We start from the raw sequence: 15889 nt of genomic DNA, 5'->3' as shown, positions 1-15889 counted from the left end.
ATGATTCGCGCAGAAGCTATTTCAAAATCTTTTGGTAAACTCAACGTACTCCGCAACGTAAGCGTGCGACTCGACGCAGGGCGGGTCGTGGCGGTCATCGGGCCGAACGGTTCGGGAAAAACGACCTTTATCAAAACCCTGCTCGGGATGGTCGTGCCTGACAGCGGAACGGTATTATTTGATAATCAACTCATTGAAAAACAACACACCTATCGTTCTCAGATTGGTTACATGCCCCAAATCGGGCATTACCCCGCCAATTTGAAAATCAGGCAGTTGTTTGAGATGATGGTGGATGTCCGCAAAAATGCCGCGACACAACTGGACGAAGATTTGGTAGAAGCATTTCATTTAAAAGGATTATTTGAAAAGCCATTAGGCACGCTATCGGGAGGAACCAAGCAGAAGGTGAGTGCAGCGTTGGCGTTTTTGTTTAACCCTTCGGTATTGATTTTAGACGAACCGACGGCAGGCTTAGACCCGCTTTCGAGCGAGATTTTAAAGGAAAAAATTCAGAAAGAACACCAAAACGGAAAGCTCATTTTGATTACGTCTCACGTCATGTCTGATCTCGACGAACTCGCTACCGACGTGCTATACTTGCAAGATGGCAGCGTTCAGTTTTACAAAACCATCACCGAACTCAAGCTAGAAACAGGCGAGAACAAACTCGGCCGCGTCGTTGCACAACTGATGTCGCAACCTCGTAAAAGCCATCAAAACATTAAAACATTGGAGTTTTCAAGCCTACAAATATGAAAATCAAGCCCATCTATTTTATTCTCCCTTTTGCGATACTGTCACTACTACTAGGGGTATATGCTGGATGGTTGCGGCTGGGATGGGGGATACCAGTAGTTCACAGTCAAGCCATTGCCCAACACGGCGCACTTATGGTAGGCAGTTTTTTGGGAACGTTGATTGCCGCCGAACGCGTTGCGATGTTAAAAAACAAAAGTTGGTGGCTAGTTCCTGCCATTTTTGTAAGCAGTTCACCCCTGCTTTTACACGTCTCTCCCTCAGCAGGATACGGAGCATTGTTACTTGGAAGTATCGGTTATTTCATCGTTTCGACAAGGGCTTACCAGCACTATCGCTTCACGGGCGACGCCCTACTGCTGGCAGGGGCTATTTTTCAGGTAGCAGGGCATTTAGCACTTTATTTTACTTCCTCCTTTGCGATGGCGTTTGCAGGTTGGATGGCCTTTTTTGTTTTTACCATTGTGGGCGAGCGCCTCAATCTTACGCGTTTTTTACCCGTTACCAAACGCGACCATTGGGAGTTACTGGTATGGTTAGGGGGATTTTTGATAAGTATTTTTTTATATCATAAAGGCTACGGTATTGTTCTCACAATCACGCTAATAGGCATCGGCCAATGGCTCATCAAAAACGACATTGCCCGCCGAAATCTGAATAAAAAAGGCTCGTATCAATTTTTAGGAATTACCCTATTATCGGGCTATGCTTGGTTAATGCTCACAGGAGTAGTTGCGCTTTCCAACAACGGCTCTCCTTGGATATACGATGCCATCTTACACGCTTTTTTTGTGGGTTTCGTTCTTTCAATGATTATGGCACATGCTCCCATTATTTTTCCAAGTTTACTGGGGCTTAGTATCAAGCCTTTCCATCCTTTTTTATATGTCTGGGTAGGGTTGCTCCAAGTAAGTCTTCTGGCTCGTGTCCTAGGAGATTTATCTCAAAGTTTATCGCTACGCCAATGGGGAGGATTGCTCAACGGCAGCGCCTTTTTAGGCTACTTAGCAACGATTATATACCTAATAATCAAGCACAAATACAACCATAGAAATCATGTATAAAATCACCAAATACGTCCTATACGACATCGTCCGAAATCGTTTCGTGATGGGATACACATTACTGCTGCTTGCCATCAGTATGAGTTTTTTTGGCTTCGAGTCTGACCCAAACAAAGGACTTTTGAGTTTGCTCAATATCATTTTGATGGTCGTACCATTGGTCAGTATTATTTTTTCGACCATTCATTTTTATAATTCTTACGAATTTATCGAACTGATGTCGGCGCAACCATTGAGCCGAAAAGCTATTTTTTTGAGCGAATACATCGGCGTTGCTGCCTCTCTTAGCTTGGCTTTTTTGATAGGTGTGGGCATTCCTACTCTTGCTTTCGGTGGAGGGGCAAGTAGCTTTATTTTGATTATCAGTGGATTGCTACTTACGCTTTCCTTTGTTTCCTTAGCATTTTTAGCCTCGGTTATTACCCGCGACAAAGCCAAAGGCATCGGCCTTGCATTGGTGATTTGGTTTTATTTTTCATTGGTATACGACGGACTCGTTTTAGGCATTTTATTCTCCTTCAACGATTATCCACTCGAAAAAGCGATGCTTGTTTTGACAGCTCTCAACCCTACCGATTTAGCGCGCATTATGGTATTGATGAAAATGGACATTTCGGCCTTAATGGGCTTTACGGGCGCAGTTTTTCAAGATTTTTTCAGTACCCATTATGGATTACTAATAGCGATGTTGGTGCTCATGACTTGGGTTGTGTTCCCGGCTGCCCTCGCCACTCGCATTTTTCAAAAAAAGGACCTTTAGTAAGTCTCACTATCGACCATTCAATCTTTTTTCAATAAACCTTTACAATAATGAAACGTCAATTCCTCATTTTAGGGCTCTTAGCCTTACTTTTGGGATGTCAATCCCAAAATCAATCACAAGACCAATCTACTACTGCGGGCATAGAAAACACAACCGCCGCTGGACAGTCGGGTGTCGAAGACAGCGATTCCCAAAAAGATGTCGTGAAAGTAGCAGTAGGCTCTCCCGACCACACAACCCTCATAAAAGCTGTACAAGCTGCGGGGCTTGTAGATGCACTTTCCAACGCAGGGCCTTTTACGGTGTTTGCACCGACTAATGCAGCCTTTGACAAACTCCCCGCAGGAACCGTGGAAGATTTATTAAAACCCCAAAACAAAGACAAACTCAAAGCCATTTTGGAACACCACGTCATGACTTCGGCACTGGCCGCCGACTTTTTCCAAGAAGGACAAAGCATGGGTATGGTCGACGGTACCAATGCCACGTTCCACCTCAAAGGAAAGGATGTCTATATCGGTGAAGCCAAAATTGTCGCTTCGATACGTGCTTCCAATGGTTACGTACATATAATTGACGGTGTTGTTGTTCCTAACTAAAAACTAACATGACTACCCATAATATCCCCGAACTATTGCCGTATGACGGTATTAAAACCAAAAAAATCGAAGCTAATGAACACTTTCGGGTGGTACTCATTAGTCTTCAACAAGGGCATCGCCTCGACACCCACACTTCGCCTACCGATGCCTTTATTTATGTTTTAGAAGGTAATGCCAATTTTAATTTGGAAGGAGTAGCGCATTTCCTTTCTCCCGGCGATGGTTTTTCATTCAAAGCCCACGCCGAGCATTCGGTCAATGCGCTCACGGATTTTAAGATGCTATTGTTTCGATAAACTTCCTACGCCATTTTAGCGCTGACTTATGGGTATCCGAATATTTGCTATTGATACCCATAAGTCAGGCATACTCTTGCTTTGTTACTATGGGCTTTCAATCCCTTAAAAACAAAAAAATATCTAACAAAAACCATAAAATATTATTACCTTCATAGACGTCATTGGTAAGTTAATTACCTTTGCTACTTTTAAACATCCTCTATGTTGGAGTATAGTCGTCATCCTGAAGAAGCCCTAACCGCCCTACTCCGCGAAGGCGACGAAGGGGCTTTTGTAGAAATATACCGACGCAACTGGCAAAGAATGTACAATACCGCCTATAAAAGGCTCAAAGACCCTTTTCAGTGCGAAGACCTTGTTCAAAATATCTTCACCGATATTTGGGAAAGACGCACTGAACTCCTCATCGCAAACCTCCAAGCTTATCTCCAAACAGCTGTCAGGTTTCAAGTCATAAAATACAGTACACGAATGTCGGATGTAGCTCCCTTTGCCGACATTCTGGAATCATCCTTAGCGTCGGCTATCGGCACCGACGACCCACTCATCGAAAATGAACTTCTGGATTTGGTAAAACTATGGATAGCTGCTCTTCCCGAAAAACGCCGTGAAATATTTGTACTTTATTATCTCGAAGACCTCTCTTCTGACCAAATCGCCGAACGAATAGGAATTTCACAAAAAACCGTCCAAAATCAATTGGCTACTGCCACCAATACGCTTCGTGCGCAATTGTCTAAAGTACTGATGTTGTGCTTGATATTGCAACTGCCCGTTCGGCTGGAAGATTTTTCTAAATAGTAAAACAAAAATTTTCAGGGCTTCATATCTCCCTCTAACTCATTGACTACAAATCAATAATCATTTATCAGCAACGATTAAAGTACACTTTAATACTGATTTTTTCATATTTCTTTTGGGAGTTTTATGCGGTTATGGTACATAGTATTATAAAGCAAAACTATGAAACCTTACAATAGCCAGCCAGACTTACAAAGTATGTTCAGAAAATACCTGAACGGCACCGCTACGCCCGAAGAAAAACGTTTGGTGGAGGCATTGTATGACCGTTTTGAAGAACAACCTGACATACTCGACAGCTACTCCGAGCAAGAAAAGCAAGCGTTGGAATACCGCATGGAGAGTTATCTCAAAACTCACATTCACCCCCAAACGCCTACGCTCCCTTTGACAGGGTGGGCACGTTGGCGGCAGCATTTTTCATGGCGCCATATCGCTGCTGCTTCGGTTTTGGTCGCTTGCTTGGGAGGTGGTTATTTTTATCTCAATACCCCCAAGCAACCCATTCCCCAAGTCCAAATTACGCCCCAAGACCTCACTCCCGGTGGCGACCATGCTACACTTACCCTCAGCGATGGTTCACAAATCATGCTCGACAATGCCTCCAACGGTATGCTAGCCAAACAGGGCGAAATGACCATCCACAAAGTGGAGCCGGGATTGGTGGCTTATTCGGGTAAGGGTCTGTTTGCTGAAAACCAGTTCAATACCATTACCGCCCCTACCGGTGGCCGATACAGCGTGGTATTGCCCGACGGCAGTCGCGCTTGGCTCAACGCCGAGTCGTCACTCAAGTTTCCTACGGCCTTTGCCCAAAACGAACGCAAAGTCGCTATTGCTGGCGAAGTGTATTTTGAGGTCGCTCCCGATAAACAAAAGCCTTTTTTGGTAGATGTCCAAGGGGTTCAGACCATAAAAGTACTGGGCACTCACTTCAACGTCAATGCCTATGGCGACGAAGCAGCAGTGACAACTACGCTTCTCGAAGGGAGTGTCGTCATCTCAGCAGCGCATACCCACGCAAAAGCCATTCAGTTGAAACCCGGCGACCAAGCGTCGCTTTCTAGCAAAGGGGCCATTCAGGTAGAAAAAGATGTAAATACCGAAAAGGTGATTGCGTGGAAAAATGGTTTTTTCCAATTTGAGAAAGCCAACATAAAAACAGTAATGCGACAGCTCGCGCGCTGGTACAATGTGGACGTTGCCTACGAAGGAACGCCTTCTGACCGAACTTTTTCTGGGAAAATTGCACGTAATGTCAATGCCTCAGAAGCCTTAGAAATATTACAATTTACGGGGGTCAATTTTCGAGTTGAGCAAGTCGGCAACGGTACCAAAAAAGGACGTATCGTAGTCACTACCCCTTGAGGGTAAGTCCCTTTTACCCAAATCAATCATCCATTTTTTAAGCTTTATCTTATGTAAAAAAAACTACAAACCTCTCAAAGAAAAGCGAAGCCTAAAAACAAAAAAGCCGTAGAAGTGTTGGAGCCACTTTTACGGCGAAGTCTGGGCGTCGTCTCGTCCGCTATTGCGGAAGTGACCCTTGTGTATCTAGTACTTATTGTTCAACCCAAACCTGTACAAAGTTAATGAAAATTTGTGCGATAGTAAAACCCATGCCCCTACTTGGGCAAAAGGCCAATGAATGTTTCATATGGCCCCCTTCCCTCACCCGGAAACTGATAAAACAAATGAAATTGATAGCCCTCCTTTTGACCATAGGTTTCGTCCAAGCAAGTGCCGCCGGCTATAGCCAAAAGGTCACCTTGCGCGAAAAGAATGTTTCTGTACAAGCCCTCTTTAGGTCAATCGAAAAACAGACCGGCTACGTGTTTTTTTACAATAGTGAAGATATTCCCAATACCCGTGTAAGCATCAACCTCAAAAGCAGTTCTTTGACGGAAGCGCTTGACCAGTGTTTTAGCAACTTGCCACTTACTTATAAGGTCATTGGAAATACCATAGCCGTTAAGAAAAAGGAGCGAACTTCTACCGAAAAACCCAAAGAAACAGGGCTACTTTCGCCTACTGCTTCACCCAAAGCAGATTGGCACGCTACGGATGTTTCTCCCCAAAAAGAGGTTTTGCCACTCCCCCTCCCCCTCTCACAACGTATAGTGGGTAAAGTAACCGACGAAAAAGGAGAAGGGCTGCCAGGTGTTAGTATTTTGATTAAAGGTACGCAGCAAGGAACAATCACCGATGTGCAAGGTGCCTACGCCCTTGAAGTACCCGACAACAAAGCAGTATTGGTATTTTCTTTTGTAGGCTATGTACCACAAGAAGTAGCAATAGGTAGTCGATTGTCGTTGGACATTGTCCTAAAAGTAGATGAAAAAAACTTGGATGAAGTGGTGGTAGTAGGGTATGGCGAACAAAAGAAGGTCAATCTGACAGGGGCCGTTGACCAAGTGACTGCCAAGCAGTTAGAAAACAAATCGGTGGCTACCATCGGGCAGGCGTTGCAAGGGTTGGTTCCTAACCTCAACATTACCTTTCCCGACGGAAATCCCGTCAAAAACCCTTCTTTCAACGTGCGTGGTGGCACCTCGTTTTCGGGTGGCAGTTTCCGAAGTGGCGCACCGCTCATTTTGGTTGACGGTATCCCGATGGAAATCAACAATCTAAACCCTTCCGACATCGAAAGCTTATCGGTATTGAAAGATGCCGCTTCTTCTGCCATTTATGGCGCAAGGGCAGCCTACGGGGTCATTTTGATTACGACCAAAAAAGGGCGCAGAAATTCGGCTCCCAAAATTTCTTATTCTACCAATTACCAAATCCAACAAGCCGTTAGGCAACCTAAACAATTGAATTCGGTAGAATACCAAGAAGCGGTCATCAATGCCCAAGTGTTGGAAGGGGGAGTTGCGTCAAATGATGACCTTTTCAAACTCGAACAAGTCAAAAAATACTTCAACAACCCCACTACCGCCCCTAGTTACTATGTAGCAGGAGGCACCAATATTTGGGTAGCAAACATCGACCCCTTTGATGAGTTTTTGAAAAACTCAGCCCCTTTAAAATCCCACAATCTCTCCGTTTCGGGCGGGTCTGAGAAGAGCAATTACTATGCTTCCGTAGGCTATCGCAACCAAGAAGGAATGGTAGCACTAGGAGAAGACTGGCGCAAGATTTATAACGCTACGTTGGGCTTCTCGACCGATGTCAACAAATGGCTCAATATTGATTCCAAGATATTATATACCCGCTCCGACACCAAAACCCCACACGGACAAGGTGGCTACTCTGCCTATTCCGACGGCTATTTTGCCTTTTTGGCACGGATAGGTTGGCGCAGCCTCATGACCCCGCGATTTACCCCTGCCACCTCTCCCGTAGGAGTAATGCCAACCCATACACCTCTCAATGCTTTCTTGAATAATGGGAATATCACCACCCAAAATTCCAACTTATTTGCCCGAATAGAAGCCACTGTAAAGCTCATGGAAGGACTTAATTTTAAAACCAACTTTGCTTACAGAACCATCGACGAAAACACCAAAATGTTTTTGCCCTTGGTATGGCGCGTAGAAAAAACGTGGGTTCCGTTTGCAGAAGGCTTTAGTACCGTGAGCAAGACATTTTCTAAAAGCGACTATACAGTCTTTAATTCTTACTTTGATTTTTCACGTGCGTTTGGTAGCAAACACGAAGTGGGGGCAGTGGCGGGTTTTAACCAAGAACTATCGACCTACAAAGACCTTACCACCCAAGGAAATGATTTAGTCACCGACGCGGTTCCCGCTTTGAAACTAACTACGGGTGCCAAAACCTATTCCGACAACGAATCTCATTGGGCAATTCGGGGGGCGTTTGTTAGGTTCAATTATATCTACAACAGTAAGTACTTGTTTGAAATGAACGGACGCTACGACGGTACTTCGAAGTTTCCGATGGGACGTCGTTTTAAATTTTTTCCTTCTTTTTCGGCAGGTTGGCGCATTTCGGAAGAAAACTTCATGAAAGCTACCCAATCCGTGCTTTCGAGTCTCAAACTACGCGCTTCGTACGGAAGTCTGGGCAACCAAGATGTAAACAACTACGCCTACATTGCTTCTTATGGACTGATACCGCAAGTAGCTTATCTCATGAACGGCGCAAGGCCCATTGGCATCAACCCGCCAGGGCTGGTAAGTGCTGACTTGACTTGGGAAACGGCCACTACTATCAATTTCGGCGCAGACCTCACCCTCTGGAATCGATTCAATATTACTTACGATTGGTACAAAAGAACAACTAGCGATATTTTGACTTCTGCCGAACAACTTCCTTCGGTGTTAGGAACGAGTGTGCCCAACAAAAACGCGGGAGCTTTGGAGACAAAAGGCTGGGAGCTTTCTACCAAATGGATAGATCGTCTCAAAAATGGGCTCAGTTATGATGTTACGTTGGTAGTCTCTGATAATCAGTCCAAAGTAACCAAGTTTTCGGGCAATCCCCAGCAAATCATTTCGTCGCTTTATGAAGGCAAACAAATGGGAGAAATTTGGGGTTTTGAAACCCAAGGTCTCTTCCAATCGTACGATGAAATCACCAACGCCCCCAAACAAACCCAAATCAACGGAGGCGTGTGGCGCCCCGGAGATGTGAGATACGCCGACCTCAACGGCGACGGCAAAATAGACAATGGCAATTCGACCGTAGCAAACCCTGGCGACCGTAAAATCATTGGCAACGGTATGCCTCGCTACCAATTTGGTATCGGTGCCAACGTAGCTTGGAAAGGTTTTGATTTTAATATGTTTTGGCAAGGAACGGGCAAAAGAGACTATTGGACAGACAGTTATCTATATTGGGGATTAATCAACGGCACCAACATCAACGGCGGCAACGGCACGCCCGATGTGTATTACAACTCTTGGACTCCCGAACGAACGGACGCCTTTTACCCTGCTTTTAAACCTGCCCTCAAAAACAAACAAGTACAATCGAGGTATTTGCTCAATGCGGCTTTTGTGAGATTAAGAAACATCACGCTAGGCTATTCGCTTCCTACTTCTTTGCTTAGAAAAATCAAAATAGACAAAGTACGGGTCTATGCGTCGGGTTTCAACCTACTGTCGATTTCGAAAGTGCCGCGTTTTCTTGACCCCGAAAATATGGAAGACGCCTACCCTTTGATGCGTTCCACTACTCTTGGTCTCCAAATTAACTTTTAAAACAAGTTTACAATATGCGCTTTATTCTAAACTACCGATATATAGCAGTTTTGCTAGCATTTTTTCTTTTCTCTGGTTGTGACGACTCCTTTATGGAACGCTATCCGCTGGATAGCATTGTTGACCAAAATTTTTGGGCCAGTGAGTCAGATCTGAAATTGTACGCCAATCGCTTTTACCCTACTTACATCGAAGGCTTCGACAATGCTTTGACCATCAGAACACCCTATGGCTACGAAGGCTCCCCTATTCCGTACGGAGATTTGCATTCCGACAATGCGCTGCCCGAAAATGTCAACCGAGCGCCGATGGTCAATGGCGTGTATGTCGTTCCCAATGCCGCTGGAAGTGGCGGTTGGAATTGGGGAAACGTCAGAGCACTTAACTATTTTTTGGTCAATTATAACCGAGCCAACATAGCCCAAAACATCAAAAATAGCTACGCTGGCGAAATATTGTTTTTCAAAACGATGGAGTACTTCGACAAAATCAAACTTTTTGGGGAAGTCCCTTGGTACAGCAAACCACTCGAAACTACCTCGTCTGAGCTGTATGACGCTCGAACCCCACGAGCCGTTTTGATGGACTCGGTTTTGACAAGCATCAACAAAGCCATAAGTTGGCTACCCGAAAAAGGAAAAGAAGCAAGCGGACGCATCACCAAAGAAATGGCTTTGTTGCTCAAGGCACGCGTTTGCTTATACGAAGGCACCTTTCGCAAATACCACACAGAAGTAGGGCTGTCGGGTCAAAAGTTTTTGGAAGAAGCAGTAAGTGCCTCTCAAGCCCTCATGAATTCAGGAAAGTTTAATATCTGGACGACGGGCGATACCAACAACGACTACCATAATCTTTTCATTCAGAATGATTACAAAACCAACCCTGAGATTATTCTTTGGAAAGAATATAGTAGCGGCCTTTTGATGCATGGTTTTTTACGGTATTTTTTGTGGAACCAAGGTGAAAATGTGGCAGGTTTTTCAAAGTCATTGGTAGAAGAATATCTCTGCTCCGATGGATTGCCTATTTCGGCTAGTCCGCTTTATATGGGCGACGATAGTCTCCAAAGCGAAATGAAAAACCGCGACCCGCGTTTACGACAAACCGTCTGCTATCCAGGCCAATACGCCCTTGACTCTAAAATAAGCGGGAGTTTTATGGCAAGAGGCAAAGGCTACAACAAACTCATGCCCGGCATCAGAGGTAGCGGGGAAGAATACCCCTCCCCTACGGGTTATTGGCCGGTCAAATTCTGGAAAAATGACCAAGTAGAAGCCAATGCCTTACAAACAGGCACAATGCCCTGCCCTATTTTTAGATACGCAGAAGCCTTGTTGATTCAGGCCGAAGCCCATGCCGAACTTGGCACTTGTACCCAAGGAGTCTTAGACCAAACTATCAACAGATTGCGCAAACGGGCCGGAATGCCCGATTTAACCCTTGCCAAATTACCACAAGACCCTAAACTAGATGCTCGGTATTTGCAGTACTGCGGCTATGTACCTTCGGCTTTGGTACGAGAAATCAGACGCGAACGCCGGGTTGAATTGGCTTGGGAAAATTTCCGTTGGGATGATTTGGTACGGTGGAAAGCAGGGAAATTGTTGACCGTTCCAGAAGCCATTTTAGGAATGAAATTTAATCAATACCAATACCCAAGCGTAGTGGTAGGCAAAGATGTATTCTTAGATAGCCGAGGTTATTTAGCTCCCTACAAAAACGCCCTTCCTTCGGGCCGAAGGTTTGAGGAGCCCAAACAGTACTATTATCCGCTTCCTACCGAAGATGTGGTTATCAATTCTTCCTTAAAACAAAGTGCGGGATGGTAGTCGTGGCTTTTTTGCAACCCTTAAAAATGACATTTTCTGATGAATTTTCTTTATAAAAGCAAAGCTCTCATCTGCTTGGCGGCCTTTCTACTGGTACAGTTGGCCCACGCCCAACCTACGCCAGAAACAGCTATCCAACAAGCCAATCATGCCCTTTGGACAAAGTTTATTGATAAATACGGAGTCGTCAATGATTTTGTAGGCGAGCGCCCCACGGCCAACGATTGTCGGTTGTCACGTCCAAACGCCTTTGGCTGGTGGACTCCCATTGAAGACGGCGCATTTTTCACGGGACTTTACCTGATAGCAGCCTGTGACCGCGCCAAAACAACCAAAAACGAAACAGACCGAGACAAAGCGCGGATACTCGCCCAAGGGCTACTCAAACTTTCTTTGGTCTCGGATGTGCCCGGATTTATCGCACGGGGAGTCAGTACTGATGGCAAAACTCACTATCCCAACGGCTCTAATGACCAAACGATTCCGTGGGTGTATGGGCTGTATTATTACCTCAAAACCGACATTCCTACTCCCACGGAAAGTAAAATCATGAAAGACAAAATCGTCGAAGTCATCCAAGCATTGCAGCTCGCAGATTGGCGGTTTCCAAGTGATGGCATGTTTACAGGCAAGTTCCGTGACGACTTACGCGACAATCGGTTTTTAGAAGCGCCTTGTTATTTACTTCTGTTGAAAATAATGCACCAGCTTACCAACGACAACAAATGGGCCTCGCTCTATCATACTGCCGCCCACGAAAAACCCGAAGGCTCCCTCAAAACAAGAGGAGAAGTTTGCGCAGAAGGCATCGAATATGATGTAAAAATGTGGGGCGAAAGCAAGTCCTACCTTTGGATATATGTCATGAAACAAGCGGCCTTGGTAGAACTCGCCTCTTCCGAAACCGACGCGACGCTCAAAGCACATTTCCAAGCTGGACAAAAACGAAACCGAGATTTTGTAATGAAGTTTGCGCAGCGATATACCGAGTTCAACAATCACGATGAAAGGGTATTTGGCAATGCCGATTGGCGCGCTTGCTACACGGATTGGTATCCACAATTTACGATTGAGGAAGCGATTGCCGTTTCAAAGCTGAAAAACGACGCAAAAATCGGCAAGCGCAAAGGATATGAACGCGAATTGATGACCACTCCTTTGGCGGCAGCAAGCATCATGGCACTGTTTGGAAACAAAGCGGATTGTGACCTTATTCGAAAAGTCATAAGCCACTATGATTATTCTAAATTGTATCTGGGAGAGTTTTTGTATGCCGAATTTGCTTATTACAAAACAGTCTGCCAATAGCATTTTCAGAAATATCTCTTACGTTGCCCCCTCTACTGTCATAAGGTTGTCAGTAGAGGGGATTTTATTTGTGAACAAATCAAAATCATTGTCCCTATGAGTGCCCTAAAAGATGCTTATTCTCCCGCTTTTTATCAAAATTTTGCCAAACTTATGGCCGAAGTACTTCCAGATTTTGATCAGCAGCAATTCCTATCTCTTATTTTTGATGAAAGGTTTGACCAAAAAGAACTCAAAGAACGCATGCGCCATACTACCTTGGTCTTGCATCCATTTTTGCCCACAGATTTTGGATTGGCAATGGACGCCATTGAAAAGTGTATTGTTTTAATCCAACAAAAAAGCGCATTTGCTAACAGCCTTGCCTACATTTTTTTACCAGATTATATCGAAGTATACGGATTAGATGAATTTGAAAAAAGCATGAAAGCCATTGAGACCGTGACACAATTTATCAGTTGTGAGTTTGCGGTCAGGCCTTTTTTGCTAAAATATGGCGATCAAATGATGCAACAAATGCTAAAATGGTCGCATCACCCCAACGACAAAGTGAGACGTTTGGCAAGTGAAGGTTGCCGCCCGCGCCTGCCTTGGGCGATGGCAGTTCCAGCCCTCAAACAAAACCCCCAACCTATACTAGAACTTCTAGAAAACCTCAAAAATGACCCTTCTGAGTGGGTTCGCAGAAGCGTGGCCAACAACCTCAACGATATATCGAAAGACCATCCCAAAATCGTACTAGAAATAGCGCGTTGTTGGAAAGGCTACACCAAAGAAACCGATGCTATTGTCAAACATGCTTGTCGCACTTTGCTCAAAAAAGGGCAATCTGAAGTGTTAGAGCTGTATGGATTAGAAGGCACCAAAGTAGGTTATGACCATTTCAAGATTCTCACCCCCCAAGTTTGCGTGGGCGAAAACCTCCTCTTTGGCTTTCAATTGGTCAATCTACACTACCAAAAGCTGAAGGTTCGGATAGAATATGCGGTGTATTATCGACTACAAAATGGGAAACTTTCAAAAAAAGTTTTTAAGATAAGTGAAAGGGATTTTTTACCTGCCGAAACTGCCGAGCTTGTCCGAAAACAATCTTTTGCTCCTATCACAACCCGAAGATTTTACAAAGGTCAGCACCAACTTTCGTTGATAATAAACGGAGAAGAAAAACAAATACTTGATTTTGAGCTGATTTAAAGATATGAAGTTATTCGTTAGTATGCTACTTTAACTGGACTGTTACAAGGATAGTACGCCTCCGTGGGTATCTATTTTTAGTAAGTAGTATTTAAAACACGCCCTACAACCACCTCTTACCTTATTAAAAATCAACTTTTCCCCATTTCACTTTTTGTAGTTGTATGCATAGTTTGGTTGTCCACTTTTCAAGTTTTTTTAGTTGTAGTCGTTTATATTTCTACTCATAACGACTCTCACCACTTAATCGGCACTGACGGAGCGAACGATAAGAAAGGATTTAATGATTTAATAATCTATTTCTCCACGCAATCTTTTAGCTTGAATAATTGCCCCAAAATCAAAACCCAGTCCAAATACATGATATGAGGAGGCAGTGCCAATATCAATCGTTGCAAAAGTTACTTCCTGACAATCATCAATATCTAAGATTTTAAAATTTGTCTTATGAGTATCATTATAATTAGCAATGATTTTTTCAGGCAACTCTCCATTGTCACCTATCGGAATTCGAATAGTTTTTATCATACATAATACATTTTGATTGCTCTGTCTTCCAAAGATATATTCAAAGTAGCTGATTTTAAAACCAAGTCGCACAATACATCAAAAATCCTAATCCTACTTTTCATTTTGATAAAATTTTACTAACAACCCCGGGTTTGAAATCCATTCTTGAATTATAACACCTGCTTTCTTGATGTTGATGATTTAGTTAGTAAGCTAACTAAAGTGAATGTATTGTCTCTTCTTTTTCTATCCTTATTAGATTAGGTCTATGATGACGTAGGCTACGAATTGAAGTATAGAAAAGGCTATACTCCGACACTCGTAAAGTATCATAACCCTACTGTGAGATAAGCACTTACAAAAAATGTATCATTACTTTACGGAGTGCTCTGATGATGAACTATCCTGCCCTTCTTCTCGTACTCGCCAAAAATCCTCTCCCCAGTTGCGGTAGAGTTGATTGTATTTTATGTCATCACTTAACTTTTCTCTTTCGACATATTCAAACCCTCTGATAAACTCAAAAATATTATTGGCAAGCAGTGTAAATCTTTCTCCTTCCTGAAAGGATTCATCTGGGGATTCTACATATATTTTCTCAAGATTATTTGTGCCAATGCCCACCATTAAAATAAAATGTCCGGTGCTATCCTGACCGAAAGGAAAATAACCATAAGAAAAAACCTCGTCTTCTACACTATATAAACGATTTCTTACGTCTAAACCTTTTTCCAAATCAAATATCTCTCCTAAAAACAAATCCTCAATTTTGGGAATGTAGTATAGACGTCCACTACCAAATGTATCTTTAAACTTAGATAAAAAGTATACTTCCGGAAAAACTTTGTCAATATGAAAAGATTTCAAAAACTCTTTGAATAAAACAGGGAGTTTAATATTGCTCTCTTTTTCAAAAAGTTCAACATCAAGATTTTCATTGATACCTCTTGGTTCAAATAAATGAAATGATTTTTTAATGGCTTTCATCGTTTTTACTTATTTGATTAAAAACTTATTTTAATACTTATCAATCGCCGTACTCTGTTTCCTACAGACCTGCTTGCTGTAACTCACACAGGATATCAAAAACCTATTCCTATTTTTCATTTTGATAAAATTTCACTAACAAACCCGAGTTTGAAATCCATTCTTGAATTACAACAGCTGTTTTCTTGATGTTGATGATTTAGTTAGTAAGCTAACTAAAGTGAATATATTACTTCTTTTTTTGTTATTCTTCTTGGATTTGTTCTATGATGACTTAGGCTACGGATTGAAGCTAACAGCAATGGATATGATTAAAAAATATTAGACTTGTTCTTTTGCTGATAATCAATATTTTATGATATATTTGCGGTAATTAACATTTTAATAAGTTATTATGAAATCACAAAGAATTAGTATATTTAGTAATATAAAATCTGATAGAGATTTTCGAGCTACAACAGGCCTTAGTAAAGAGGAGTTTAATAGGTTATCTGAAAAGTTTTCTTGTTATTATACTCCAACAGTTCTATCAGGATTTCCTAATGGGTTTGGTAACAATAGTATATTTCAAAACTCAAAAGAAGCTTTGTTTTTTTTATTATATCATT

14 protein-coding genes are annotated in these 15889 nt (G+C 43.0%); 12 read left to right on the top strand and 2 right to left on the bottom strand.

Translation table 11 applies throughout. The features are described 5' to 3' along the window. The 11 genes from G563_RS0109515 to G563_RS0109460 all read left to right on the top strand — a co-directional run bounded on the left by G563_RS0109515 (position 1) and on the right by G563_RS0109460 (position 13784). Positions 1-759, top strand: coding sequence for an ABC transporter ATP-binding protein (locus G563_RS0109515; RefSeq protein WP_028665117.1), 759 nt, complete (start codon positions 1-3; stop codon positions 757-759). Further along, a complete protein-coding gene (locus tag G563_RS34180) occupies positions 756-1823 on the top strand; it encodes a DUF8744 domain-containing protein (RefSeq protein WP_051210859.1) in 1068 nt (355 codons plus the stop codon). Before G563_RS0109515 ends, G563_RS34180 begins: the two co-directional genes overlap by 4 nt. After that, a complete protein-coding gene (locus G563_RS0109505; RefSeq protein ID WP_028665116.1) occupies positions 1816-2583 on the top strand; it encodes an ABC transporter permease subunit in 768 nt (255 codons plus the stop codon). Before G563_RS34180 ends, G563_RS0109505 begins: the two co-directional genes overlap by 8 nt. Before the next feature lie 50 nt (positions 2584-2633). Beyond that, on the top strand, positions 2634-3185 hold the full coding sequence (locus G563_RS0109500; RefSeq protein WP_028665115.1) for a fasciclin domain-containing protein: 552 nt from the start codon (positions 2634-2636) through the stop codon (positions 3183-3185). A gap of 8 nt (positions 3186-3193) precedes the next feature. Further along, positions 3194-3484, top strand: coding sequence for a cupin domain-containing protein (locus G563_RS34175; RefSeq protein ID WP_037326328.1), 291 nt, complete (start codon positions 3194-3196; stop codon positions 3482-3484). 204 nt (positions 3485-3688) lie between these two features. Beyond that, complete coding sequence (locus tag G563_RS0109485) at positions 3689-4288, top strand: RNA polymerase sigma factor (RefSeq protein ID WP_028665114.1); 600 nt, start codon at positions 3689-3691, stop codon at positions 4286-4288. Between the two features lie 162 nt (positions 4289-4450). Beyond that, positions 4451-5656 carry a FecR domain-containing protein gene (locus tag G563_RS34170; protein WP_051210858.1) on the top strand — a complete coding sequence of 402 codons (1206 nt, stop codon included), beginning with the start codon at positions 4451-4453 and terminating at the stop codon, positions 5654-5656. Positions 5657-5982: 326 nt separating this feature from the next. Next, entirely contained in the window at positions 5983-9453 is a 3471-nt protein-coding gene (locus tag G563_RS34165; protein ID WP_169579742.1) for a TonB-dependent receptor, read from the top strand. Positions 9454-9467: 14 nt separating this feature from the next. Further along, positions 9468-11282 carry a RagB/SusD family nutrient uptake outer membrane protein gene (locus G563_RS0109470; protein WP_028665113.1) on the top strand — a complete coding sequence of 605 codons (1815 nt, stop codon included), beginning with the start codon at positions 9468-9470 and terminating at the stop codon, positions 11280-11282. A gap of 39 nt (positions 11283-11321) precedes the next feature. After that, positions 11322-12590 (top strand): hypothetical protein, encoded by a 1269-nt coding sequence (locus G563_RS0109465; RefSeq protein ID WP_028665112.1) that lies wholly within the window; start codon positions 11322-11324, stop codon positions 12588-12590. Between the two features lie 96 nt (positions 12591-12686). After that, positions 12687-13784 (top strand): DNA alkylation repair protein, encoded by a 1098-nt coding sequence (locus G563_RS0109460; RefSeq protein WP_028665111.1) that lies wholly within the window; start codon positions 12687-12689, stop codon positions 13782-13784. Between the two features lie 288 nt (positions 13785-14072). On the opposite strand, the gene G563_RS0109455 is transcribed toward G563_RS0109460, so the two are convergent. Beyond that, positions 14073-14312 (bottom strand): hypothetical protein, encoded by a 240-nt coding sequence (locus G563_RS0109455; RefSeq protein WP_028665110.1) that lies wholly within the window; start codon positions 14310-14312, stop codon positions 14073-14075. Positions 14313-14666: 354 nt separating this feature from the next. Then, positions 14667-15281: an SMI1/KNR4 family protein gene (locus G563_RS0109450; protein WP_028665109.1), complete on the bottom strand. Its 615-nt coding sequence runs from the start codon at positions 15279-15281 to the stop codon at positions 14667-14669. Positions 15282-15675: 394 nt separating this feature from the next. Here G563_RS0109450 and G563_RS38630 point away from each other — a divergent pair. After that, a partial coding sequence (locus tag G563_RS38630; protein ID WP_037326326.1) for a hypothetical protein occupies positions 15676-15889 on the top strand: 214 nt, incomplete at its 3' end.

Origin of the sequence: Runella zeae DSM 19591, from assembly GCF_000423565.1 — a bacterium.
Classification (GTDB): Bacteria; Bacteroidota; Bacteroidia; order Cytophagales; family Spirosomataceae; genus Runella; species Runella zeae.
Note: the sequence above shows the minus strand (reverse complement) of the source record. Positions and strands in the feature narration are given on the sequence as shown.